The sequence below is a fragment of the Caballeronia sp. LZ034LL genome, assembly GCF_031451215.1.
GTDB lineage: Bacteria > Pseudomonadota > Gammaproteobacteria > Burkholderiales > Burkholderiaceae > Caballeronia.
In genome coordinates this window covers 253,501-275,426 of the sequence record NZ_JARUXR010000001.1, presented here as the reverse complement: position 1 = coordinate 275,426, position 21,926 = coordinate 253,501, and the positions used below count along the sequence as shown (strand labels likewise).

The window sequence follows — 21,926 nt, the reverse complement described above, 5'->3', positions numbered from 1 at the left end:
GGGCCGTTACGGTGAATTCAAGGGGCGAGGATCAGGAACGCCGCCAGGTCATCCAGCGTTCGCGGCCCGCGAAGACAGGAATAGAGTCGCCGACCTCGCGCTCCTCGATCAGCTCGAAGTGCGGCGAGAGCAGCGCATCCAGATCGCCGCGCTCGATGCCGAACGGCGGCCCTTTGGGCGTCGCGCCAATGAAGAAGAAGCCGGCGAGCAGCGCACCCGGCGTCAGCAGCGCTGCCATCCGTTCGGCGTAATCCCGCCAGCGATCGCGCGGCAAGGCGCAGAGAAAGGCGCGCTCGTACATCCAGTCGATGGCAAATGGCGGCTGATACGCGAAGAAGTCCGCCTGTTCCACCACCGCCGCGTGCGCGCCGAGTTGCTTGCGCGCGGCGTCGACCGCGCCCGGTGCGAAATCGATCGCCCGGACCGGCCAGCCGCGTTCCGCAAGATACAGCACTTCATAAGCGCTGCCGCAGCCCGGAATCAGCACGTTCTGCGCATCCCGCGCCGCGACGAAAGTCTTGAACGCCTCGGGGACGCCGGACTGGTCCCACGGCATGAAGCGCTCGGCGAAACGCTCGTCCCAGAAACCGGGCGAGTTCGGATCGCGGTTCTCGAAGTCCGGAACGGCGGGCTGGGTCGGATCGCTCATGATGGGGGCTCGCTGAAAAGGGTGCGCCGGAGAATCGGTCAGGGATGGCCGAGCCACAACATTTGCGCGATCACGATGCCCGCACCCGCTATCGCGATCAGTCCGACGCCCAGAAGCGTCATCAGCAGACGATTGGTGCGCTTCTGCTCGGCCAGCAGCTGGCGCATCGTTTCTTCATTGCCGCCCTTGGGCGCGTCGTGATGTTCGGCCAGCAGATGATGGATCAGGCGGGGCAGCTGCGGAATCGTCTTGCTCCACTGCGGCGCCTCCATCTGCAGGCGCTCGTACCAGCCGCGCCAGCCGATCTGCTCGTTCATCCACCGTTCCAGATACGGCTTGGCGGTTTTCCACAGATCGAGTTCCGGGTCGAGCGAGCGCCCGAGCCCTTCGACGTTCAGCATCGTCTTTTGCAGCAGCACGAGCTGCGGCTGGATTTCGACGTTGAAGCGGCGCGAGGTGGAAAACAGCCGCATCAGCACCTGGCCGAGCGAGATGTCCTTCAGCGCGCGATCGAAATAGGGTTCGCAGACGGCGCGGATCGCGCTCTCCAGTTCCTCGACGCGCGTGCTCGGCGGCACCCAGCCGGACTCGAGGTGCAGCGTGGCGACGCGGTGGTAATCGCGCTTGAAGAACGCGAGGAAGTTCTGCGCGAGGTAATTCTTGTCGAAGTCCGATAGCGCCCCGACGATGCCGAAATCCAGCGCGATATAGCGGCCGAACGTCGCCGGATCGAGACTCACCTGGATGTTGCCCGGATGCATGTCGGCGTGAAAGAAGCCGTCGCGGAACACCTGCGTGAAGAAAATCTCGACGCCTTCGCGCGCCAGCTTCGGAATGTCCACGCCCGCCGCGCGCAGCGTCTCGACCTGGCTGATCGGCACGCCGACCATACGCTCCATGACCAGCACGGTCGGCGCGGACAGGTCCCAGTACATTTCCGGCACCAGCAGCAGATCGAGGCCCTGGAAGTTGCGGCGCAACTGGCTGCCGTTGGCGGCCTCGCGCATCAGGTCGAGTTCGTCGTGCAGGTATTTGTCGAACTCGGCCACCACTTCGCGCGGCTTCAGGCGCCGGCCGTCCGGCCACAGCCGTTCGGCCCAGATCGCGACGTCGCGCAGCAACGCGAGATCCGAATCGATCACCGGCAACATGCCCGGCCGCAGCACCTTCACCGCCACCGCCTTGCCCGCGTGCTCGCCATTCCTGATCTTGGCGAAATGGACCTGCGCGATCGACGCGCTCGCCACCGGCACGCGCTCGAAATCGTCGAACAACTCGTCGATGGGCGCGCCGAGCGACTTCTCGATGATCGCCACCGCGACCGCCGAATCGAACGGCGGCACCTGATCCTGGAGCTTGGCGAGTTCGTCGGCGACGTCGACGGGCAGCAGATCGCGGCGCGTCGAGAGCACCTGGCCGAACTTCACGAAAATCGGCCCGAGACTTTCCAGCGCGAGACGCAGGCGGATGCCGCGCTCGATGTCGAAACGGCGGCCGAACGTCGTGATGCGCATCAGGTAGCGCACGCGACGATCGTTGATGCCGCTCATGACGAGCTCGTCGAGCCCGAAGCGGACGATCGTGAAAAATATCTTGAGAAAACGCAGAAAACGCATGGTTCGGATTCGCTTCAGCTCGTTATTCGTGCGAGTCGCGCACTGACTCGCCGCCGGGTCGCGCTGAAGCGCCGCTTGCCGGATGCTTGGGTTCGCCTGCGTTCACGCCGGCACGTTCGATTCTTTCGATGCGCTTTTCCACGCGTGCCAGCGCATCGCGCGCTTTCGACAACTCGGCGTCGAAGGCCGCGAGTGCGCTGCGGCGCACGAGCTGCGGACGTTCGTCGAGGAAAAATTCGCTGAAGGTGTCCAGCAGGTTGCGTCCGGTGCGCTGCGCCTGCTCCTGCACCGACCGCGCGACGATGCCCAGCCGATGCGCGGGCGCGTCGCCGATCACGCGCGCCAGGTCTTCCTCCGGATCCCAGCGCAGATGTTCGGCAAGTTTCGCCAGCGTGGTGGCGAATTCGGCGTCGCCCTCGATCCGGACATGCTTCATCACGGCCGCCTGGCCGCCCTGCACGAAGGCCGGCAGCGCGTCGAGCGGCACGGCGATGGTGACGTCGAACTGGGCGGCTTCGGCTTCGGTGGTCGCGGCGAAGAGGCCGTCCGGTTGCACCATGAGGGCGATGGAAACCGGCGCGCACGACAGTTTCACGCGTTTGGCGGCATAGGGTTTCAGGCGCTCGAGCGCCCACGGCTCGCGCACGAGCAGATGATTCACGGCGGCCGCGAATGCGCCGGAGGCGGTCTTCAAGGCGGGGATTGCTGCGGGACGGGCGAATTCGTCTGCGTTCGTCATCGGCTGTGAGATGAAAAAACCCGCGCGAGACGCTTCTCGCGCGGGTTCATATTCTACCGCCGCCACCGGCGATCACACTGACGCTTGCCGGTTTCCGGCGACGGCACCCGCGCCGCGACGCGCTGACCGCGTCCGGCGCGCGGCGTCGCTCAGCTGACCTGCTGGATGCCTGCCAGCAGCCAGCCTTCGTTGCCGGACTTCTGCTTGGACAGGTTCCAAACCTCGACGAACGGCTCGGCCGCCGATCCTTCCGACTCGCGAATCAGGCCATGGAAGCGCACGCTCGCCAGATATTCCTGCGGGCGGTCTTCCACGCCGAGGACGTCGGCGTTGAGCTGCACGACATCGGTACGGTTCGGCGCACTGCCGCGCGCTTCGACGTCGAGCTTCACTTCCGCGAACATTTCGGGCGTGGTGAATTCGCGGATGTCGTTCGTGTTGCCGCGATCCCAGGCGTCCTGCAGGCGCACGAAGTAGACCTTTGCGTTACGCACGAACGCTTCGGTATCGAAGCCCGCCGGCACGTTCGGATTGACCATTTGCTGCTGCGGCGCCGATTCGATGTACGTCGCGCCGTAACCGCCCGATTGCTGCGGCACTTGCGCCGGCGCCGGGTCCAGACCCGTGCGCGCGCTTGCGCCGTACGGCGAACCCGAGGACGAGCCTGCACCGGCGTAAGCCGGCGTATTGCCGCCCTGGGCGCCCTGACGCTTGCGCATGATGAAGCGGAACAGCATGACCGCGGCGAGCACGATGAGCGCGATGATGATCATGTTCGCCATGGCGCCGGCGAAGGCTTCGCCCAGGCCGAAGTGCGACAGGAGCGCCGCGATGCCGAGGCCCGCCGCCAGACCGGCGATGGGTCCGAGCCAGCGGTTGCGCGCCGGTTGCGCGGCGGCGGCCGGCGTGGCGGGCGCGGGTTGCGCCCGTTGTGCCTGCGCGGCCTGACCCTGCTGCATGGATTGCGACGGCGGCGTCGCCTGATGTTGCTGCGTGGCGGTGGCCGACTGACGGCCCATGCTGCGGCCGCCGCCCATGCGCTTGGCGTCCGCCGTTTCCGCGAAGAGTGCGCCGGCCGCAATAACGCCAGCGAGCGCCAGTATTCCGGCCTTCCTGAAGAAGACGTTCAGGAAACCCCGGGGTTGGGGTATGCGCGAATCGGACATGTCGAATCCTTTGAAGAGTGGAACACTAGAATTTGGTCCCGACGTGTAACGCTACCACGCCACCTGACAAATTGTAATATTCGACTCGATCCAGGCCCGCTTGTTCCATCATTGTTTTCAAAGTTTCCTGGTCGGGATGCATCCGGATGGACTCTGCCAGGTACCGATAACTCTCCGCGTCCTTGGCCACTTTCTCGCCCAGCCACGGCAAAATCTTGAAACTGTATAGATCGTACGGCTTTTTGAGCGGATCCCACACCTTCGAGAATTCCAGCACCAGCAAGCGCCCGCCCGGCTTCAGCACGCGCGTCATCTCGGCGAGCGCGCGGTCCTTGTGGGTCATGTTACGAAGACCGAAGGCAACTGTAATGACATTGAAATAATTGTCCGGGAACGGAATCTTCTCGGCGTCGCACAGCAGCGTGGGCGTCATGACGCCCTTGTCCACCAGGCGATCCCGGCCCACGCGCAGCATCGATTCGTTGATGTCCGTGTGCCAGACTTCACCCGTCTCGCCGGCCTGCTTCGCAAACGCCATCGCCAGGTCGCCGGTCCCGCCCGCGATGTCCAGCACCTTGTAGCCCGGCCGCACCTTCGCCTGCCCGATCGTGAAATGCTTCCAGATCCGATGCAGTCCGCCGGACATCAGGTCGTTCATCAAGTCGTAGTTGCTCGCGACAGAGTGAAACACGCCCGCTACTTTCTTCGCCTTGTCCTGCTCGTCGACCGTTTCGTATCCGAAGTGGGTCTTGCTCATCGCGCTCTTTCCTCACCTGTTGTTCTTTCCAAGCCGCGCAATTGCTGCGCCGGGTGCGCGGCGATATGCCGCAGCTGTATATCGACTGATTTCAGTGGCAATGACCGCCGCCGGAGGTCTTGACGGCCATCGGCGTGTCGCGGTCGACGCCCGCCGCCTCCAGTCTCGCCAGATAGTCGCGCCAGTGTTCGTCCTGGCGCGTCGCGAGATCATGAAGGATGTCCCAGGAGTAGATGCCGGTGTTGTGGCCGTCTGAAAAATTGAGTTGCAGCGCGTAGTGCCCGACCGGATCGATGCCGATGATCGTCACCTCGCGCTTGCCGGTCTGCAGCGTTTCCTGTCCCGGTCCGTGGCCCTGCACTTCCGCCGACGGCGAATACACGCGCAGCAGCTCGAACGGCACACGATACGACGCGTCGCCGTATTGCAGTTCCAGCACGTGTGATTTCGAATGCACGACGACGCCGGTGGGAATCGGCGTCGTTGAAGTGAGTCCGCTCATGATCTCGTCTTATGGATGACCAAACTGCTGGTTCAGTTCGTTGCGTACCTGCTCGCGCAGGAGCGTTGCCTGGGCGCGCCGCTTCGACAGCTGCGATTCGGACACGGTGCGCTGGCGCGGCGCCCAGATCGGCAGCGGAAAGCGGGAGTCGTTGGAGAAGCGCGGGATGACGTGCCAGTGAACATGCGGCACCTGGTTGCCGAGGCTCGCGAGATTGATCTTCTCGGGCACCAGCACGCGGCGCATCACGCGTTCGACGCCATTCACGGCGGCCATCACGCGCACGCGATCCGGGTCCGGCAAATCCGACATCTCGGCGACATGCGCCCCCCAGATCACGCGGCACAGGCCGGGCCAGTCGGGCTCATCGGCGAGGACGACGCGCAACGCGCCGTCCTGCCACAGTACTTCGCCGCCGTCTTCACGGCAAAACACACAGTCCATCTCGAACCTCTAGCGAATCGTCCTCGATGTCGCTATTACACCAGCACGCGCTCGATACCGCCATTGTTCGCGCGTTCGACGTACTGTTCCATCCAGTTCTCGCCGAGCACCTTGCGCGCGATTTCCACGACGATATAGTCCGCCTCGACATTGGCGTCCTCGTTGTAGCGCGACAGGCCTTGCAGGCACGACGGGCAGCTCGTCAGGATCTTGACGTCCTGCGGCGCGGCGCCGTTGACCGGCTGCGGGCCGTCGCCGGCCTTGAGCACGGAGCCGGGCTGCGCGCCCGCCGCACCCGCCGACGCATTCGCGATGTTGATCGCGTTCGCGCCCGCTTCCGCGACGAGCGGAATGCCGCGCAGCTTGGCCGCGCCCTTGCGGATCTCCTCTTCCTTGCGGAAGCGCACCTGCGTGGAGACGTCCGGCCGCGTCACCGCGAGCGTGCCCGACTCGCCGCAGCAACGGTCATTCTTCTCGATCTTGTAGCCGTCGTTCTCGGAACCCATCAGCTGATTGACCAGCTTGACCGGATCCATGGTCTTGATCGGCGAGTGACACGGGTCGTGATACATGTAGCGCGTGCCGCTGACGCCATCGAGCTTGATGTTCTTCTCGAGCAGGAACTCGTGAATGTCGATGATCCGGCAGCCCGGGAAGATCTTCTCGAATTCATAGCCCGCGAGCTGGTCGTAGCAGGTGCCGCACGACACCACCACGGTCTTGATGTCGAGATAGTTCAGCGTATTCGCGACGCGGTGGAACAGCACGCGGTTGTCGGTGACGATCTTCTCGGCCTTGTCGAACTGGCCGGAACCGCGTTGCGGATAGCCGCAGCACAGATAGCCCGGCGGCAGCACGGTCTGCACGCCCGCTTCCCACAGCATGGCCTGCGTGGCGAGGCCGACCTGCGAGAACAGCCGCTCCGAACCGCAGCCCGGGAAGTAGAACACCGCTTCGGAATCGACGGTGGTTGTCTGCGGATTGCGGATGATCGGGACGATCTTGTTGTCCTCGATATCCAGCAACGCGCGCGCCGTCTTCTTCGGCAGGTTGCCCGGCATCTTCTTGTTGACGAAGTGGATCACCTGCGTGACGACCGGCGGCTTGCCGACGGTTGCGGGCGGCTTCGCCGTCTGCTTCCTGACGAACTTCTTCAGCACGTCGTTGCCGAGGCGCTGCGCCTTGTAGCCGACGCCCATCATCGCGGTGCGCGCGAGATTGATGGTCTGCGGATTGGTCGCGTTCAGGAAGAACATGCCCGCCGCATTGCCCGCGTTGAACTTCTTCTTGCCCATCTTGCGCAGCAGGTTGCGCATGTTCATGGTGACGTCGCCGAAGTCGATCTTCACCGGGCACGGCGTGACGCACTTGTGGCAGACGGTGCAGTGATCGGCGACATCGTTGAACTCGTCCCAGTGCTTGATCGAGACACCGCGGCGCGTCTGCTCTTCATACAGGAACGCCTCGACCAGCAGCGACGTGGCGAGAATTTTATTGCGCGGGCTGTAGAGCAGGTTCGCGCGCGGCACGTGGGTCGCGCAGACCGGCTTGCACTTGCCGCAGCGCAGGCAGTCCTTGATGGACTCGGAAATCGCGCCGATATCCGACTGCTGCATGATGAGCGACTCGTAGCCCATCAGCCCGAACGACGGCGTGTAGGCGTTGCGCAAGTCGGCGCCGTCGAACAGCTTGCCCTTGTTGAAGCGGCCATGCGGATCGACGCGCTGCTTGTAGGCGCGGAAATCGCCGATCTCTTCTTCCGTCAGAAACTCCAGCTTCGTGATGCCGATGCCGTGCTCACCCGAGATCACGCCGTCGAGCGAACGCGCCAGCTTCATGATGCGCGCCACCGCGTGATGCGCGTCCTGCAGCATCGCGTAGTTGTCGGAGTTGACGGGGATGTTGGTGTGCACGTTGCCGTCGCCGGCGTGCATGTGCAGCGCGACGAACACGCGGCCGCGCAGCACTTGCTTGTGGATGGCCTGCGCTTCGTCGAGGATCGGCTTGAATTCGCCGCCGTTGAAGATCTGGCGCAACTCGGCGCGGATCTCCTGCTTCCACGAGATGCGCACCGTGCGGTCCTGCGCGACGTGAAAGACGTTGGCATCCGGCTGCACGTCGACGCGGTCCGCGAACTTCTCCGCGAGCGCCTCGTAGCCGAGCTGAAGCAACTGGTGCTGGGCCTCGCGCAGCGGCATGTCGAGGTGCTCGCCGACGAAGGTCCAGCGCTCGCGCACGCGCTTCAGCAGATCCAGCGCCTGCTGCACGCGGTCTTCGAGCAGCTCGGCGCTGGGGATTTCATTGGCGTCGTCGGTCTTGCCGAGCGGCAGCTTGCCGGTGCGGAAGAACGCTTCGAGCGCATTGACGAGTTCCAGCTTGTTCTTGATCGACAGCTCGATATTGATGCGCTCGATGCCGTCCGTGTACTCGCCCATGCGATTGAGCGGAATCACGACGTCTTCGTTGATCTTGAACGCGTTCGTATGCTTGGCGATGGCGGCCGTGCGCGAGCGGTCGAGCCAGAAGCGCTTGCGCGCCTCGGCGTTGACCGCGACGAAGCCTTCGCCGCTCTTGCCGTTCGCCATGCGCACGACTTCCGACGTGGCGGCGGCAACGGCATCGGCGTCGTCGCCGACGATATCGCCGATCAGCACCATCTTCGGGAACGCGTTGCGCTTGCTCTTGGTGGCATAGCCGACCGCGCGCAGATAGCGTTCGTCCAGATGCTCGAGGCCGGCGAGGATCGCGCCGCCCTGCTTCGACGTTTCGAACAGATAGTCCTTGATCTCGACGATGCTCGGAATCGCATCGCGCGCCTGGCCAAAGAATTCAAGGCAGACGGTGCGCGTGTGCGCGGGCATCTTGTGCAGGATCCAGCGTGCCGACGTGATGAGGCCGTCGCAGCCTTCCTTCTGCACGCCGGGCAGGCCGGCGAGGAATTTATCGGTGACGTCCTTGCCGAGCCCTTCCTTGCGGAACGTGCGGCCGGCGATGTCGAGATTCTCGGTGCGGATCAGCTTCTCGCCCGGCGCGCGATTGCCGTCGAACCAGTCGAGCCGGAAACGCGCCACTTCGATGTCGTGGATCTTGCCGCAGTTGTGATCCAGGCGCGTGACTTCGAGCCAGTTGCCTTCCGGATCGACCATGCGCCACCACGCGAGATTGTCCAGCGCCGTGCCCCACAAAACAGCTTTCTTGCCGCCCGCGTTCATCGCCACGTTGCCGCCGACGCAGGACGCATCCAGCGAAGTGGGATCGACCGCGAAAACGAAGCCCGCCTGCTCTGCTGCTTCGGTCACGCGCCGCGTGACGACGCCCGCGCCCGAGAAGATGGTCGCGACCTTGTGCTCGACGCCCGGCAGGCTGGTCATCTCGACCGGCCCGAGCTGTTCGAGCTTTTCCGTGTTGATGACGGCCGAGAACGGCGTCAGCGGAATCGCGCCGCCGGTGTAGCCGGTGCCGCCGCCGCGCGGAATGACCGTGAGGCCGAGTTCGAAGCACGCCTTGATGAGGCCCGCGATCTCGGCTTCGGTGTCCGGCGTGAGCACGACGAATGGGTATTCGACGCGCCAGTCGGTGGCGTCGGTGACGTGCGCGACGCGCGACAGGCCGTCGAACTTGATGTTGTCCTTCTGCGTCTGCCGGCCCAGCACGCGCGACGCGCGGCGGCGCAGGTCGGCCATGCGGGCGAATTCGGCGGCGAAGTCGTCGACGGCGCGGCGCGCTGCGGCCACCAGCAACTGCACGCGCCCGGCGCGTTCCTGGCTGCCGGCCTCGTCGTGGTGAGCGGAGAGGTCCGCGCTGCGGCGTTTCTCGATTTCGGCGAGACGGTGATTCAGCGCGTCGACCAGCATGCCGCGGCGCTTCGGGTTGTCGAGCAGGTCGTCCTGGAGATACGGATTGCGGCGCACGACCCAGATGTCGCCGAGCACTTCGTAAAGCATGCGCGCCGAGCGGCCGGTGCGGCGCTCGTTGCGGAGTTCGTCGAGGACGGCCCAGGCTTCGTCGCCCAGAAGCCGCATCACGATTTCACGATCGGAAAACGACGTGTAGTTATAGGGAATTTCGCGCAGACGGGGTTCGATATCGAGCGCCAAGGCGGCATGGGCGCCGTTCGGATCGAAGGCTTGAGGTGCGTTCATGTTCGACGGTTCGGTGTGCCGGCGGGCGCTCTGCTAAGCGGAACGCCGACGATGCGCGTGGGGGCGCAAATTTTCGAGTGAGACTTATCTTGGCGAAGGCCGCCGGAACCGCCCTGCGCAACGTGCTGCGAGGCGGACGTCATCACGACGCCTTCGGTGTGCCCGGGATCAACGCCACGATCGCGCGTGACGCGCATGCCGCTCGGCCGCCGCGTGCGACGCGCGGGGGACATGCGCCAGAAAATCGATCCGAAGCTGCCGGTGCATCTGCCGATCCTGATTGCTGATACGTAAAAGGAAATTCTAACCCAGGATCATGACGCGCGTTGCCGGGCGCTAGCAGGCGGAAGGGCTTTTTGCTAGTACATTCGCGACGCGTTCATGGCATTTTCGACGCTTTTTTGCACGACCGTCCGGACGGTCGGAACATATGGGGGAGCGGCGACGAGCGCGACAGGCGCTATCATGGATGCTTTCGCCCTCAAAACCCGCACGCATGCGTGCCGCGTGACGATTTCCCGCATGACACATCCCGACTACCTGAAGAAAGTGCTGACCGCGCGTGTGTACGACGTCGCGCGGGAGAGCGAGCTCGAACCCGCGAACAATCTGTCGGCGCGCCTGCGCAATGCCGTGTTCCTGAAGCGCGAGGACAACCAGCCGGTGTTCTCCTTCAAGATTCGCGGCGCCTATAACAAGATGGCGAACCTCTCTGCCGACGAACTCGCGCGCGGCGTGATTACGGCCTCGGCGGGCAATCATGCGCAGGGCGTGGCGCTGTCGGCGGCGCGGCTCGGCTGCCGCGCGGTGATCGCGGTGCCGACCACCACGCCGCAAGTGAAGATCGACGCGATCCGCACGCATGGCGGCCCGACGGTCGAAATCGTGCTGGCGGGCGAATCCTATAGCGACGCCTACACGCGCGCCGTGCAGCTTCAGGAAGAACGCGGCCTGACCTTCGTGCATCCGTTCGACGATCCCGACGTGATCGCCGGGCAAGGCACCGTCGCGATGGAAATCCTGCGCCAGCATCAGGGCCCGATCCACGCGATCTTCTGCCCGATCGGCGGCGGCGGTCTGGCGGCCGGCGTGGCGGCCTACATCAAGGCCGTGCGTCCGGAGATCAAGGTGATCGGCGTGCAGACCGAGGATTCCTGCGCGATGGCGAAGTCGGTCAAGGCGGGCGAGCGCATCACGTTGAGCGAGGTCGGCTTGTTCTCGGACGGCACCGCGGTGAAGCTGGTCGGCGAGGAAACCTTCCGCCTATGCCGGGAACTGCTCGATGACATCATCACCGTCGATACCGACGCCCTCTGCGCCGCCATCAAGGACGTGTTCCAGGACACGCGCTCGGTGCTCGAACCGGCGGGCTCGCTGGCAGTGGCGGGCGCGAAGCTGTATGCGGAGCGCGAAGGCATCGAGGGCAAGACGCTGATCGCGGTGACCTCGGGCGCGAACATGAACTTCGACCGCATGCGCTTCGTCGCGGAACGCGCGGAAGTGGGCGAAGCGCGCGAGGCGGTGTTCGCCGTGACGATTCCCGAGGAGCGCGGCAGTTTCAGGCGCTTCTGCGAACTGGTCGGCACCCGCAGCGTGACCGAGTTCAACTATCGCATCGCGGATGAAAAAGCCGCGCATATCTTCGTCGGCGTGCAGATCAAGTCGCGCAAGGAAACGGCGCAGATGATGACGGCCTTCGTCGAACATGGTTTCGCGACCGTGGACCTGTCGCACGATGAACTCTCGAAGCAGCACATCCGCTACATGGTGGGCGGCCGCTCGCCGCTCGCGCGCGACGAACGCCTGCTGCGCTTCGAATTTCCGGAGCGGCCGGGCGCGCTGATGAAGTTCCTGTCGTCGATGGCGCCGGACTGGAACATCAGCCTGTTCCATTACCGTAACCAGGGCGCGGACTATAGCTCGATTCTGGTCGGCATCCAGGTGCCGCAGACGGACAACGCGGAGTTCGAGCGTTTCCTCGCGACGCTCGGTTATCCGTGGTGGGACGAAGGCGCGAATCCGGTGTACCGGCTGTTCCTCGGCTGACCACGATGGCGTTCACGCTCGAAGACAAGCTCGTCGTCGCGATTTCGTCGCGCGCGCTGTTCGATTTCGAAGAAGAGAACAGCGTCTTCGAAACCGGCGATCTTGCGCGTTACGAAGCCTTGCAACGCTCGCGGCTCGATACGCCCGCGAAACCCGGTGTCGCATTCAGCCTGATCCGCAAGCTGCTCGCGCTCAACACACAGGAACAACGTGTCGAGGTCGTGATCCTGTCGCGCAGCGATCCCATCAGCGGCCTGCGCGCGTTTCGCTCGTGCAAGGAGCATGGCCTGGCGATCGAGCGCGGCGTCTTCACGCGCGGGCGCTCGCCGTTCCGCTATCTGCGGCCGCTGCGCGCTTCGCTGTTTCTGTCGGCGAATCCGGAGGATGTGCGGGCAGCGCTCGACGCCGGCTTCCCCGCCGCCGGCGTTCTGCCCGAAACGGTCGTCGCGGCGAGCCATTACGCCCATGAGATTCGCATCGCCTTCGACGGCGACGCCGTGATCTTTTCCGACGAAGCCGAGCGCGTCTTTCAGGAGAGCGGCCTGCCGGCGTTCATTGGCCACGAACTCGACAAGAAGGATTCGCCCTTGCCGGGCGGACCGCTCAAACCGCTGCTCGCCGCCCTTCACAAGCTGCAGCGCATTGCCGCGCAAGGCGAGCGCGAAGGCACGACGCCCGCGAACGGCAGCCCGCCGATGCACATCCGCACCGCGCTGGTCACTGCCCGCTCGGCGCCTGCACACGAGCGCGCGATCCGGACACTGATGGCCTGGAACATCGAGATCGACGAAGCGATGTTCCTGGGCGGCCTCGACAAGGGCGACTTCCTGCGGGAATTCGAGCCCGACTTTTTCTTCGACGATCAAATTCGCCATTGCGAATCGGCCCGCGACGTCACGGTCACGGGACACGTTCTCAGCGGCATAGCGAACGCCACATGACACCCGATCAATCTCCGCTTGGCAAGCCCGTCCACTACACCGAACAGTACGATGCGTCGCTGCTGTTCGCGATCGACCGCAAGCGCGCGCGCGATGCGATCGGCGTCCCTGCACGGCTGCCGTTCTTCGGCACCGACATCTGGAATGCCTACGAGCTCTCGTGGCTGAACCGCAACGGCAAGCCGCAGATTGCGGTCGCCACGTTCTTCGTGCCGGCGGATGCGCCGAACATCGTGGAATCGAAGTCGTTCAAGCTGTATCTGGGATCGTTCGCGCAGACGCCGTTCGATTCCATCGACGACGTGCGCGCCGCCATCAAGCGCGACGTGTCGGCGATCTGCGGCGCGACGGTGTCCGTGCAGCTCAGCGCGCCCGCGGATTTCGGCAAGCTCGTGATGGAAGAGTTCGACGGCCTGTCGCTCGACCGGCTCGACCTCGATTGCAACGTGTACTCGCCCGATCCGTCATTGCTGAGCGCGGCGCACGGTGAGACGCCCGTCGACGAGACGCTGTTCTCGAACCTGTTGAAATCGAACTGCCCGGTGACGGGCCAGCCGGACTGGGGCAGCGTGCAGATCCGCTACTACGGCTCGCAGATCGATCACGCGGGCCTGTTGCGCTACATCGTGTCCTATCGCGGGCATACGGGGTTTCATGAGCAATGCGTCGAGCGCATCTTCATGGACATCATGCGGGAGTGCAAGCCGGAACGGCTCGCGGTGTATGCGCGTTATACGCGGCGCGGCGGGCTCGATATCAACCCGTTCCGCACCAACTTCAATCTGCCGATGCCGGATAATGCGCGGCTGGCGCGGCAATGAACGCGTCAGGCTCCCTCGATGCAGGGAGCCTGCCCCGCCGGCGCCTTCCCGAAAGACCCGTTATTGCTGGACGACCTCCATCGAGTGAGGCCGCGAGAAATCGTGGTTCTGACCGTCCCACGCCTTTACGTCCCTGAGTTCCCAGTTCTGCACCACGCCGGGAAAAGTGGCGACCCGGTTGTAGGACAGGTTTTCATAGTCCGACAACTTGACTGCGAGGCCGGGCGCTGCCTGGACCTGCACTTCCTGACCGTAGATCCGGGGCGGCAGCGCATAGCCGGCGCGCTGTCCCCCCGGCAGGCAATACTCGGTGCCGGACGTCAAGCTGACGATGCAACCGAGCGGCGTCGCATCGGCGATCACGCTCATCGATCTCGGCCGGGAGAAATCGAGCATCTGGCCGTTATCCGCTTTGATCTTCTTGAGCGAAGCATTCTCAACGCTTCCGACGAACTTCGCCACACGCCCGTAGGAGAGGTTGTCGTAGTCCGACAGCTTTACCGCGGTTCCTGGCGCTGCGTCGACATAAACGTCTTGTCCGATGATCCAGGACGGCAGCGAGTAGCCCGCGCTCTGACCGGCGGGCAAGCAATACCTCGCGCCGTTCGCCACGCTGACAATGCAACCTTGCGGCTGCTCGGAGGACAGGAAGCGCGCCTCGGGGTAGATGGACTTGATCCAGCTTGCGTACTTGGCGACTCGCGCGCCAATGGTGTTCGTGTCGGTTATGCCATAGGACGTCGCGATGATGACCGGCTTCAAGTTACGCATCTGCCACCAAGCCGATCCGCTGTCACCTGGCGATAACCGAGCCCAGAACGCCGAGGGCCCCACGGGCTGGTAACTCGCGCTCATGCCGTAGTCGCGTTCAAAAATGGAGTCGATCCGGCTGCGTCCGTAGAGCCGTCGTTCACCTTTGGCCGGCTGGTAGGCGCCGCTGCCGTTCAGGCCGACGCCCCAGCTGCCATAGCCGACGTAAATGACATCAAGTCCCTTCTCGTCCAGCGAGTCGTTCAGAATGGGACGTTCGACAGGCCTGCCGGCAGCGTTGAGCATCGCCTTGCGTAACGGCAGCTTCAGGATGGCGATGTCCGTGGATGCGCGACCCATGCCCGGCGGAATCTTGATCCGCTCCTGCGGCACATACGCGGTGCCGGCCCCCGATGCCGCCACGACACCGTCAGGCAATGTGAGTGTCAGGTTGACCGCGGTCTCGGTCGCTTGATACCCGAAGCAATGCGCGGCCGTCAGCACATAGCTCCAGCCATCCTTGTCGCCCAGCCACGTCGCGGTGCACGAGCCGAGGTTTCCGACAACGAGCCACGGCTCCTCGTAACTGAAGGCGCGTAGTTTGTCGTTACCTGTCTTGATACTGTTAGGTACGTCCGCGGTGCTTCCGCCGTAATACGTGAAGGTGGCCTCGTCGATCACCATCGCTTGAACCGATGAGCCGGCGGTCAGCATCGCCAGCCCAACACCCCATAGATTGCGCTTCATTCCTGCCTCCAGTCAGTTTCACATGACGAGCAACGTCATCTGCATGGCTAAACATCTCATGCGAGTGCGTTGTTCGGGAGTCACAGCCGTCAGGAAGGTCGAACGGCTCGCGCCGCCCATCCGTTACGAACGGATCTGCGGCGCGGACTAAGAATATGCTTAACTGGAAGCAGGCCGACTAAGAAAAGTCTTAATTAGACGACCGCATGCGTTTTGCTCGCGCACGAGCGAAACGAACTCAGGAATACTTCACGCAGCCGCCTTCTTATAAGCGACGCAATCCACTTCGACCTTGCAATCGATCACCATCGACGACACGACACACGCCCGCGCCGGCGGGTTCGCGCCGAAATACTCCTTGAACACCTTGTTGAACGACGCGAAGTCGCGCGGATCGTCCAGCCACACGCCGCAGCGCACGACGTGCTCCGTGCCGTAGCCCGCTTCCTGCAGGATCGCGAGCACGTTCTGAATCGCCTTGTGCGATTGCTCGACGATGCCGCCGTTGATCACCTCGCCGTTTTCCATCGGCGTCTGGCCCGACACGAACAGCCAGCCATCGGCCTCGACCGCGCGTGCGAACGGCATATGCGCGCCGCCTTGTCCCTTGCCGCCTTCCACGCCATAACGCTTCATCGCTTCACTCCTTGATTCAAAAACAGTGTTAGAACGCACCGCGCGCATCGAGCTTAGATGCCGCGCCGCGCGCAACGAAATGTCCCGCGCGCGCGCCGGTCACGGCCCGCTCGCGATACGTCAGCACCCCATTCACCCACACCGCGTCGATGCCGTCCGCCGCCTGCTGCGGCTGCGCAAAAGTGGCGGCATCGCGCACGCGCTCGGGATCGAACACGACCAGATCGGCGTGATGGCCCACCTTCACTTCACCGCGCTCGGTCAAACCGAAGCGCCGCGCAGAAAGACTCGTCATCTTGCGCACCGCTTCCTCGAGCGGCATCAGCGCCGTGTCGCGCGCGTAGTGCCCGAGCACGCGCGGAAACGCGCCCCACAGACGCGGATGCGGCAACGGATCGTTCGGCAAGCCGTCCGAACCGACCATCGTCGCGGGATGCGAGAGGATGCGCCGCACGTCGTCTTCCGACATGTTGTGATACACCGCGCCCGCCGGCTGCAAGCGCTTCGCGGCTTCCTGCTGCGTCACCTGCCACGCGTCGGCCACTTCGCGGATCAGCTTGCCCGCCATCTCGGGATGCGGCGTCGACCAGGTGATCGTGATGTCGATGTCGCCCGTGACCTGCTTGAGATCGAGCGTCGACGAACTGCGGTTGTACGGATAACAATCGCACGCCACCGGCTGCCCCGCGCGCGTGGTGTCGATCGACTTCAGCACTTCCGTGCTGCGCCCCCAGTTCGACGGCCCCGCGCACTTCAGATGCGAGATCACCACCGGCACGCGCGCATGGCGGCCGACGCGATAGGCCTCGTCCATTGCATCGAGGATGGCGTCGAACTCGGTGCGCATGTGGGTCGTGTAGAGCGCGCCCGCTTGCGCCAGCGGTTCGGCGAGCGCCTGCACTTCCTCGGGCGGCGCGCTGAACGCCGAGCCATAGGCCAGACCGCTCGACAGACCGAGCGCGCCGTGCGCCAGCGCCTCTTCCAGCTGCGCGCGCATGCCGGCGATTTCGTCGCCGGTGGCGGCACGGTCGAGCCGGTCCATGTGATTGCTGCGCAGCGCCGTATGGCCGATCAGCGCACCGACGTTCACCGCCGGACGCGCGCCGTTCACCGCCGCGACATAGGAGGCAAAGGTCGGATACTGGAACGCGGCGGCGTCGCCGAGGAGGTTCATCGGGTCGGGCGGCGCGCCCTTCAGCGTCACCGGCGACGCGCTGATCCCGCAATTGCCGACGATCACCGTCGTCACGCCCTGAGTGATCTTCGGCATCATCTGCGGCGCGCGGATCACGTGGGTGTCGTCGTGCGTATGGACATCGATGAAGCCCGGCGCGAGCACCTTGCCCGTGGCATCGAAGGTGTCGTCGGCGCGCCAGCCGGACAAGCCGCCGGGCGCCGTGATCGCGACAATGCGTCCGTCGCGCACCGCGACATCGCGCGCGACAGCGGGCGCACCCGTGCCGTCGATCACACGCGCGCCGACGATCAGCGTATCGGCCTGTTCCATCATCAGTCTCCCAAGGGTTGACGTTCGCCGCCGCCGCGATGCGCGTCGAGCGCATGTTTCATGCGGCGCAGCAGTTCGCGGCTGGTGTCGGCCTGCTTGACGGCGAGTTCGGTGACGAGCAGGTCGAGCGCCATCATCATCGCGTAGCGCGACGACGACGGCTTGTAGATGAAGTCGCTTTCCATCGCGATGACCGGGATCAGCCAGTCGGCCAGCACGCCGAGCGGCGACGCCGGCGCGGTCAGCGCGATCACGCGCGCGCCGTACTGCTTCGCGAGCCGGCAGCTTTCGACCATCTCCGGCGTCTGCCCAGTCACCGAGAGCGCGACCACGACGTGTTCCTTCGACAAGGTCGACGCCACCATCCGTTGCAGCAGTCCGTCCTGATACGACGCCACCGGCCGGCCGAGCCGCACGAGGCGAAAGCGCATTTCATCGGCGAGCGCGGTCGAGCCGCCGCCCATGCCGAACACGTAGATCATCGCGGCGGCGGAAAGCGCATCGGCGGCCTCGGCCACCGGCGCCGCCGCGAGCGCGCCCTGGTTCTGCGCGAGCGTGCCCTGCACTTCCTCGAAGATGCGCGCCGCCAGCGAAGCCGGCACGGCGTCGGCATCGCGCGTCAGGAAGCGCTGGCCGACACCCGCCGCCTGCGCGAGCCGCAGCTTCAATTCGCGCACGTCCTCGCAGCCCACAGCCTTCGCGAACCGCGTGACGGTCGCGACGCTCACTGCCGCCTTGTCCGCCAGCGCGCCAATGCTCGCGCGCGACGCGGCCACGATGTCGTCGAGAATCAGCGCCGCCACCTTGCGTTCCGCGTCGCGCAGTTCGGGCGCGCGCTCCGCAATGCGTGCGACGATGTCGATACCGATGGAATGAGACGGGCCGTTCATGGCGTGCGCACTTGATTCACGATTTGACTCACGATTCGGCTCACGATTTGATTCGCGACGATGTTACTAAATAACATTTCCATCCCGGATGCTACTTTGGTTACTATCCTAGCGTCAACCTCGGAGCACGTGAGACGGTGCCCGGATCTATTTAAATGGACGATGGAGCAGCAGCGCATGAAAGTTACAAACTATCAAAGCCCCGCGATCGACCCGTTCGGCAAGGGCCTCGGCATGGTGCCGGGCACGGGCATCCAGTTGCAGGACGCGGCGCGCCTGCAATGGAACCTGCTCGAGGAAGATGTCAGCCTGCCTGCCGCCGTGCTGTACGCGGACCGCATCGAGCACAACCTGAAGTGGATGCAGGCGTTCGTCGGCGAATACGGCGTCAAGCTCGCGCCGCACGGCAAGACCACGATGGCGCCGCAACTCTTCCGCCGTCAGCTGGAAACCGGCGCGTGGGGCATCACGCTGGCCACCGCGCATCAGGTGCGCGCGGCGTATCGCGGCGGCGTGCATCGCGTGCTGATGGCGAACCAGCTGGTCGGCAAGCGCAACATGGGCATGATCGCCGAGTTGCTCACCGATCCGAATTTCGAATTCTTCTGCCTGGTGGATTCAGCCGACGGCGTCGATCAGCTCGGTGAATTCTTCAGCTCGGTGCGCAAGAAGCTCAATGTGCTGATCGAGCTCGGCGTGCCGGGCGGCCGCACCGGCGTGCGTGACGACGCCCAGCGCGACGCCGTGCTCGCCGCCATCGCGCGCTGGCCGAGCACGATCGAACTGGCGGGCATCGAGTTGTATGAAGGCGTGCTGCAGGACGAAGCGCGGGTGCGCGAGTTCCTGAAAGGCGCCGTCGATGTCACGCGCGCGCTGATCGCCGACGGCAAGATCGCGCGCCAGCCGGCGATCCTCTCCGGCGCGGGCTCTGCGTGGTACGACGTGGTCGCCGACGAGTTCGCCAAGGCCCATAGCGATGCCATCGAAGTCGTGCTGCGTCCGGGCTGCTATCTGACGCACGATGTCGGCATCTACAAGAAGGCCCAGAACGAGATCTTCGCGCGCAATCCGATCGCGAAGAAAATGGGCCAGGGATTGAAGCCGGCGCTGCAACTGTGGGCGTACGTGCAGTCGATTCCGGAGCCGGACCGCGCAATCATCGGGCTCGGCAAGCGCGATTCCGCCTTCGACGCAGGCATGCCGGAACCGGCGAAGCACTATCGTCCGGGCAACGACGCGCCACGCGACATCGCGACTGAAGAAGGCTGGGAAATTTTCGGGTTGATGGATCAGCACGCGTATCTGCGCATCCGTCCGGGCGACGATCTGAAAGTGGGCGACATGATCGCGTTCGACATCTCGCACCCCTGCCTCACCTTCGACAAGTGGCGTCAGATTCTCGTCGTCGATCCGAAGTATCGCGTCACCGAAGTGATCGAAACGTTCTTTTAAACCTTCGCCTCGAGCGCGGCCGCCTGCGATGCACTGGCGGCCGCCACGTCCTGGATGCGTCCCTCGAACATGTGCAAGGCGCTAGACAACGCCTCGATGGCCTCGTCGGGCAGCGATGCCATCGTGTCGTGCAGGAACGCGTTGCGGCGCGGCAGGCCTTCCTGCGCGATCGCCCGGCCTTGCGCCGTCAGCGCGACATTCGACACGCGATTGTCGCGCGCGTCCACGCTGCGCATTATCCAGCCGAGTCCTTCGAGCGTCTTCAACTGCCGCGTCAGCGCGCCGGGATCGACCTTGAGGTGCTCGACGAGCTTCTTCTGCGACAGCACGCCCGCATGCTCGTGCAGCGCGAGCAGGATGCGCCAGCGGGGCATCGGCTGACCGACGGCCGTCTCGAACGCCGACATGAATGCCCGATAAGTGCGTCCGAACTGCTGGATGACGGCGATACGGTCTTGTTCGTTCATGCTGTGATTTCCGTGCTCATTCGGCGAGGATGACCGGTTCCTGCGGCCCTTTCAGGCGCACCGGAGGAACACGCCGCGACTGCCATACCGATACCACCGCGATCAGCGCCGCCAGCGCCAGCCCGATGTGGATCGCCGCCACCAGCGACTCGCGCGCGGACTCGAGCAGCATCGCGCCGTCGTGGCCTGCGGCGCTCAGTTGCGCGAGCAGCGCCTGTTGCCCGTCCTGGTTGATGAGGATCTGCGGATCCGAGAGATCGCCGGCCCAGCGCAGCGCATGCGCCTTGTCGAGCGCGAGGTTCACGCCGCTCGCATACAGCTGGCTCACAAGCGTCCCGGTGAGCGCCGTGCCGATCATCCCGCCGATCATGCGCAGCGATTGCAGCAGCGCGGTCGCGATACCGAGATGCGCGCGGCCTGCCGTCTGCTGGGCGAACACGGTGAGGTTCGGCATCACGAAGCCGAGGCCCAGGCCGCCGAGCAGCATGACCACCAGCAACAGCGAACGCGGCATGTTGTGCGTGGCCACGACGACGCCCAGGCACGACAGCGCCAGCAGCGAAAAGCCGGCATACAGCATCAGGTTGGCGTTCTTCAGGCGCGTCACGATGCGTCCGTTCACGATGCTGCCGATCGTGATGAACACCACGAGCGGCGTGATCATCACGCCCGCATCCTTCGGCGACATGCCGAAGCCGCCCTGGAACAACAGCGGCGCGTAGAACAGCAGCGAGAACATCGTGAAGCCGCCGAGGATCGCCAGCGTGAAGAGCGCGGCGAGCGCCGGGTTGCGGAACATGTCGATCGGCAGGATGGCGTAGTCGCAGCGCTTTTCCCAGCGCCACAAGCCAAAGCTCGCCGCGATGGCGACGACGAGCAGGCCCGCCGTTGCCACGCCGAAGCCGTGCTTGGGCAGCATCTCGACGAACAGTTGCAGCGCGCCCAGCGACGCCGCGATCAGCAGCGCACCGGGCCAGTCCAGCCGCATCTTGCCTTTGTGGACGACGTGACGCAGATGCGGCAGAAAGCGCCACACGAAGAACAGCGAGATCACGCCCACCGGCAGGTTGACGTAGAACACCGAGCGCCAGCCGTAGTACTGCGTGAGAAAGCCGCCCAGCGACGGCCCGACCGCATTGGCGATGCCGAACGCAGAGCTCATCAGCACCTGCCAGCGCAGGCGCACGACGTTGTCCGGAAACAGATCCGCGATGCAGGCGAACGCGGTGCCCACCAGCATGCCGCCGCCGATCCCCTGCAGGCCGCGCGCGAGCACCAGGAACATCATGCTGTTGGCGAGCCCGCACAGCACCGAGGCGACCGTGAACACCACGATCGATGCAATCACGAACGGCTTGCGCCCGTAATAGTCCCCGAGCCGTCCGAAGATCGGCACCGTGATGACGGAGGTCAGCAAGTAGGAAGTGGCAACCCAGGCGTAGAGGTCGAAGCCCTTGAGTTCAGCGACGATGGTCGGCAGCGCGGTGCCCACCACGGTTTGATCGAGCGCCACCAGCATGGTGACGAAAGAGACGCCCAGCATCGCCATGAGCGATTCGCGGAAGGGCAGAACCTGTCCGCTGGAGTGATGCGCGGCGGTATGTACGGCCATCTTTGTGAGCGCAACGATTGACTAGTCAACGGAACGGGAATC

The 21,926-nt window shown here is 64.6% G+C and carries 18 protein-coding genes; 4 read left to right on the top strand and 14 right to left on the bottom strand.

Going from position 1 to position 21,926, the window contains the following annotated elements:
- Positions 1–31: 31 nt before the first annotated feature.
- The 8 genes from QCE83_RS01330 to QCE83_RS01295 form a co-directional block, all read right to left on the bottom strand.
- Positions 32–649, bottom strand: a complete 618-nt coding sequence (locus QCE83_RS01330) for a methyltransferase domain-containing protein (RefSeq protein WP_309807172.1) — start codon at positions 647–649, stop codon at positions 32–34.
- 38 nt (positions 650–687) lie between these two features.
- Positions 688–2,265 carry a ubiquinone biosynthesis regulatory protein kinase UbiB gene (gene ubiB, locus QCE83_RS01325; protein WP_309807171.1) on the bottom strand — a complete coding sequence of 526 codons (1,578 nt, stop codon included), beginning with the start codon at positions 2,263–2,265 and terminating at the stop codon, positions 688–690.
- A 22-nt stretch (positions 2,266–2,287) separates the two neighbouring features.
- Entirely contained in the window at positions 2,288–2,959 is a 672-nt protein-coding gene (locus tag QCE83_RS01320; RefSeq protein ID WP_309807170.1) for an SCP2 sterol-binding domain-containing protein, read from the bottom strand.
- Positions 2,960–3,153: 194 nt separating this feature from the next.
- The gene (locus QCE83_RS01315) at positions 3,154–4,170 is read right to left on the bottom strand and encodes a Tim44-like domain-containing protein (protein ID WP_309807168.1); all 1,017 of its coding nucleotides are present in this window, start codon (positions 4,168–4,170) and stop codon (positions 3,154–3,156) included.
- A 25-nt stretch (positions 4,171–4,195) separates the two neighbouring features.
- Complete coding sequence (ubiE, locus tag QCE83_RS01310; RefSeq protein ID WP_309807167.1) at positions 4,196–4,927, bottom strand: bifunctional demethylmenaquinone methyltransferase/2-methoxy-6-polyprenyl-1,4-benzoquinol methylase UbiE; 732 nt, start codon at positions 4,925–4,927, stop codon at positions 4,196–4,198.
- A 91-nt stretch (positions 4,928–5,018) separates the two neighbouring features.
- Positions 5,019–5,429, bottom strand: a complete 411-nt coding sequence (locus QCE83_RS01305; protein WP_309807166.1) for a DUF971 domain-containing protein — start codon at positions 5,427–5,429, stop codon at positions 5,019–5,021.
- 9 nt (positions 5,430–5,438) lie between these two features.
- A complete protein-coding gene (locus QCE83_RS01300; protein WP_309807165.1) occupies positions 5,439–5,873 on the bottom strand; it encodes an HIT family protein in 435 nt (144 codons plus the stop codon).
- A 35-nt stretch (positions 5,874–5,908) separates the two neighbouring features.
- The gene (locus QCE83_RS01295) at positions 5,909–10,015 is read right to left on the bottom strand and encodes an FAD/FMN-binding oxidoreductase (RefSeq protein WP_309807164.1); all 4,107 of its coding nucleotides are present in this window, start codon (positions 10,013–10,015) and stop codon (positions 5,909–5,911) included.
- A gap of 522 nt (positions 10,016–10,537) precedes the next feature.
- Here QCE83_RS01295 and ilvA point away from each other — a divergent pair.
- Genes ilvA through queF form a run of 3 tightly spaced genes read left to right on the top strand, consistent with a single transcriptional unit; the run spans position 10,538 to position 13,823 of the window.
- On the top strand, positions 10,538–12,061 hold the full coding sequence (gene ilvA / locus QCE83_RS01290; RefSeq protein ID WP_309811361.1) for a threonine ammonia-lyase, biosynthetic: 1,524 nt from the start codon (positions 10,538–10,540) through the stop codon (positions 12,059–12,061).
- Between the two features lie 5 nt (positions 12,062–12,066).
- A complete protein-coding gene (locus QCE83_RS01285; protein ID WP_309807163.1) occupies positions 12,067–13,002 on the top strand; it encodes a 5'-nucleotidase in 936 nt (311 codons plus the stop codon).
- Positions 12,999–13,823, top strand: coding sequence for an NADPH-dependent 7-cyano-7-deazaguanine reductase QueF (gene queF, locus QCE83_RS01280; RefSeq protein WP_309807162.1), 825 nt, complete (start codon positions 12,999–13,001; stop codon positions 13,821–13,823). Before QCE83_RS01285 ends, queF begins: the two co-directional genes overlap by 4 nt.
- A gap of 60 nt (positions 13,824–13,883) precedes the next feature.
- Here the strand turns inward: queF and QCE83_RS01275 are convergent, their stop codons facing one another.
- The 4 genes from QCE83_RS01275 to QCE83_RS01260 all read right to left on the bottom strand — a co-directional run bounded on the left by QCE83_RS01275 (position 13,884) and on the right by QCE83_RS01260 (position 18,353).
- Entirely contained in the window at positions 13,884–15,320 is a 1,437-nt protein-coding gene (locus QCE83_RS01275; RefSeq protein ID WP_309807161.1) for a trypsin-like serine protease, read from the bottom strand.
- A gap of 249 nt (positions 15,321–15,569) precedes the next feature.
- A complete protein-coding gene (locus tag QCE83_RS01270; RefSeq protein WP_309807160.1) occupies positions 15,570–15,956 on the bottom strand; it encodes a RidA family protein in 387 nt (128 codons plus the stop codon).
- Positions 15,957–15,984: 28 nt separating this feature from the next.
- Positions 15,985–17,463, bottom strand: coding sequence for a D-aminoacylase (locus QCE83_RS01265; protein WP_309807159.1), 1,479 nt, complete (start codon positions 17,461–17,463; stop codon positions 15,985–15,987).
- Positions 17,464–17,465: 2 nt separating this feature from the next.
- The gene (locus tag QCE83_RS01260; protein WP_309807158.1) at positions 17,466–18,353 is read right to left on the bottom strand and encodes a MurR/RpiR family transcriptional regulator; all 888 of its coding nucleotides are present in this window, start codon (positions 18,351–18,353) and stop codon (positions 17,466–17,468) included.
- 177 nt (positions 18,354–18,530) lie between these two features.
- On the opposite strand from QCE83_RS01260, the gene QCE83_RS01255 reads away from it, so the two are divergent.
- Positions 18,531–19,805: an amino acid deaminase gene (locus QCE83_RS01255; RefSeq protein WP_309807157.1), complete on the top strand. Its 1,275-nt coding sequence runs from the start codon at positions 18,531–18,533 to the stop codon at positions 19,803–19,805.
- On the opposite strand, the gene QCE83_RS01250 is transcribed toward QCE83_RS01255, so the two are convergent.
- Both QCE83_RS01250 and QCE83_RS01245 read right to left on the bottom strand, forming a co-directional pair.
- Positions 19,802–20,272, bottom strand: coding sequence for a MarR family transcriptional regulator (locus QCE83_RS01250; protein ID WP_309807156.1), 471 nt, complete (start codon positions 20,270–20,272; stop codon positions 19,802–19,804). The genes QCE83_RS01255 and QCE83_RS01250 overlap by 4 nt on opposite strands.
- A gap of 16 nt (positions 20,273–20,288) precedes the next feature.
- Positions 20,289–21,884, bottom strand: coding sequence for an MFS transporter (locus tag QCE83_RS01245; protein WP_309807155.1), 1,596 nt, complete (start codon positions 21,882–21,884; stop codon positions 20,289–20,291).
- Between the last annotated feature and the right edge of the window lie 42 nt (positions 21,885–21,926).

What these genes read in the sequence shown, in the direction of transcription:
- QCE83_RS01260 (WP_309807158.1), bottom strand. Translation starts at nt 18,353, where the DNA reads ATGAACGGCCCGTCTCATTCCATCGGTATCGACATCGTCGCACGCATT.
- ubiE (WP_309807167.1), bottom strand. Translation starts at nt 4,927, where the DNA reads ATGAGCAAGACCCACTTCGGATACGAAACGGTCGACGAGCAGGACAAG.
- ubiB (WP_309807171.1), bottom strand. Translation starts at nt 2,265, where the DNA reads ATGCGTTTTCTGCGTTTTCTCAAGATATTTTTCACGATCGTCCGCTTC.
- QCE83_RS01270 (WP_309807160.1), bottom strand. Translation starts at nt 15,956, where the DNA reads ATGAAGCGTTATGGCGTGGAAGGCGGCAAGGGACAAGGCGGCGCGCAT.
- QCE83_RS01255 (WP_309807157.1), top strand. Translation starts at nt 18,531, where the DNA reads ATGAAAGTTACAAACTATCAAAGCCCCGCGATCGACCCGTTCGGCAAG.
- QCE83_RS01245 (WP_309807155.1), bottom strand. Translation starts at nt 21,884, where the DNA reads ATGGCCGTACATACCGCCGCGCATCACTCCAGCGGACAGGTTCTGCCC.
- QCE83_RS01305 (WP_309807166.1), bottom strand. Translation starts at nt 5,429, where the DNA reads ATGAGCGGACTCACTTCAACGACGCCGATTCCCACCGGCGTCGTCGTG.
- QCE83_RS01250 (WP_309807156.1), bottom strand. Translation starts at nt 20,272, where the DNA reads ATGAACGAACAAGACCGTATCGCCGTCATCCAGCAGTTCGGACGCACT.
- QCE83_RS01300 (WP_309807165.1), bottom strand. Translation starts at nt 5,873, where the DNA reads ATGGACTGTGTGTTTTGCCGTGAAGACGGCGGCGAAGTACTGTGGCAG.
- QCE83_RS01285 (WP_309807163.1), top strand. Translation starts at nt 12,067, where the DNA reads ATGGCGTTCACGCTCGAAGACAAGCTCGTCGTCGCGATTTCGTCGCGC.
- QCE83_RS01295 (WP_309807164.1), bottom strand. Translation starts at nt 10,015, where the DNA reads ATGAACGCACCTCAAGCCTTCGATCCGAACGGCGCCCATGCCGCCTTG.
- QCE83_RS01330 (WP_309807172.1), bottom strand. Translation starts at nt 649, where the DNA reads ATGAGCGATCCGACCCAGCCCGCCGTTCCGGACTTCGAGAACCGCGAT.
- QCE83_RS01315 (WP_309807168.1), bottom strand. Translation starts at nt 4,170, where the DNA reads ATGTCCGATTCGCGCATACCCCAACCCCGGGGTTTCCTGAACGTCTTC.
- ilvA (WP_309811361.1), top strand. Translation starts at nt 10,538, where the DNA reads ATGACACATCCCGACTACCTGAAGAAAGTGCTGACCGCGCGTGTGTAC.
- QCE83_RS01265 (WP_309807159.1), bottom strand. Translation starts at nt 17,463, where the DNA reads ATGGAACAGGCCGATACGCTGATCGTCGGCGCGCGTGTGATCGACGGC.
- QCE83_RS01275 (WP_309807161.1), bottom strand. Translation starts at nt 15,320, where the DNA reads ATGAAGCGCAATCTATGGGGTGTTGGGCTGGCGATGCTGACCGCCGGC.
- queF (WP_309807162.1), top strand. Translation starts at nt 12,999, where the DNA reads ATGACACCCGATCAATCTCCGCTTGGCAAGCCCGTCCACTACACCGAA.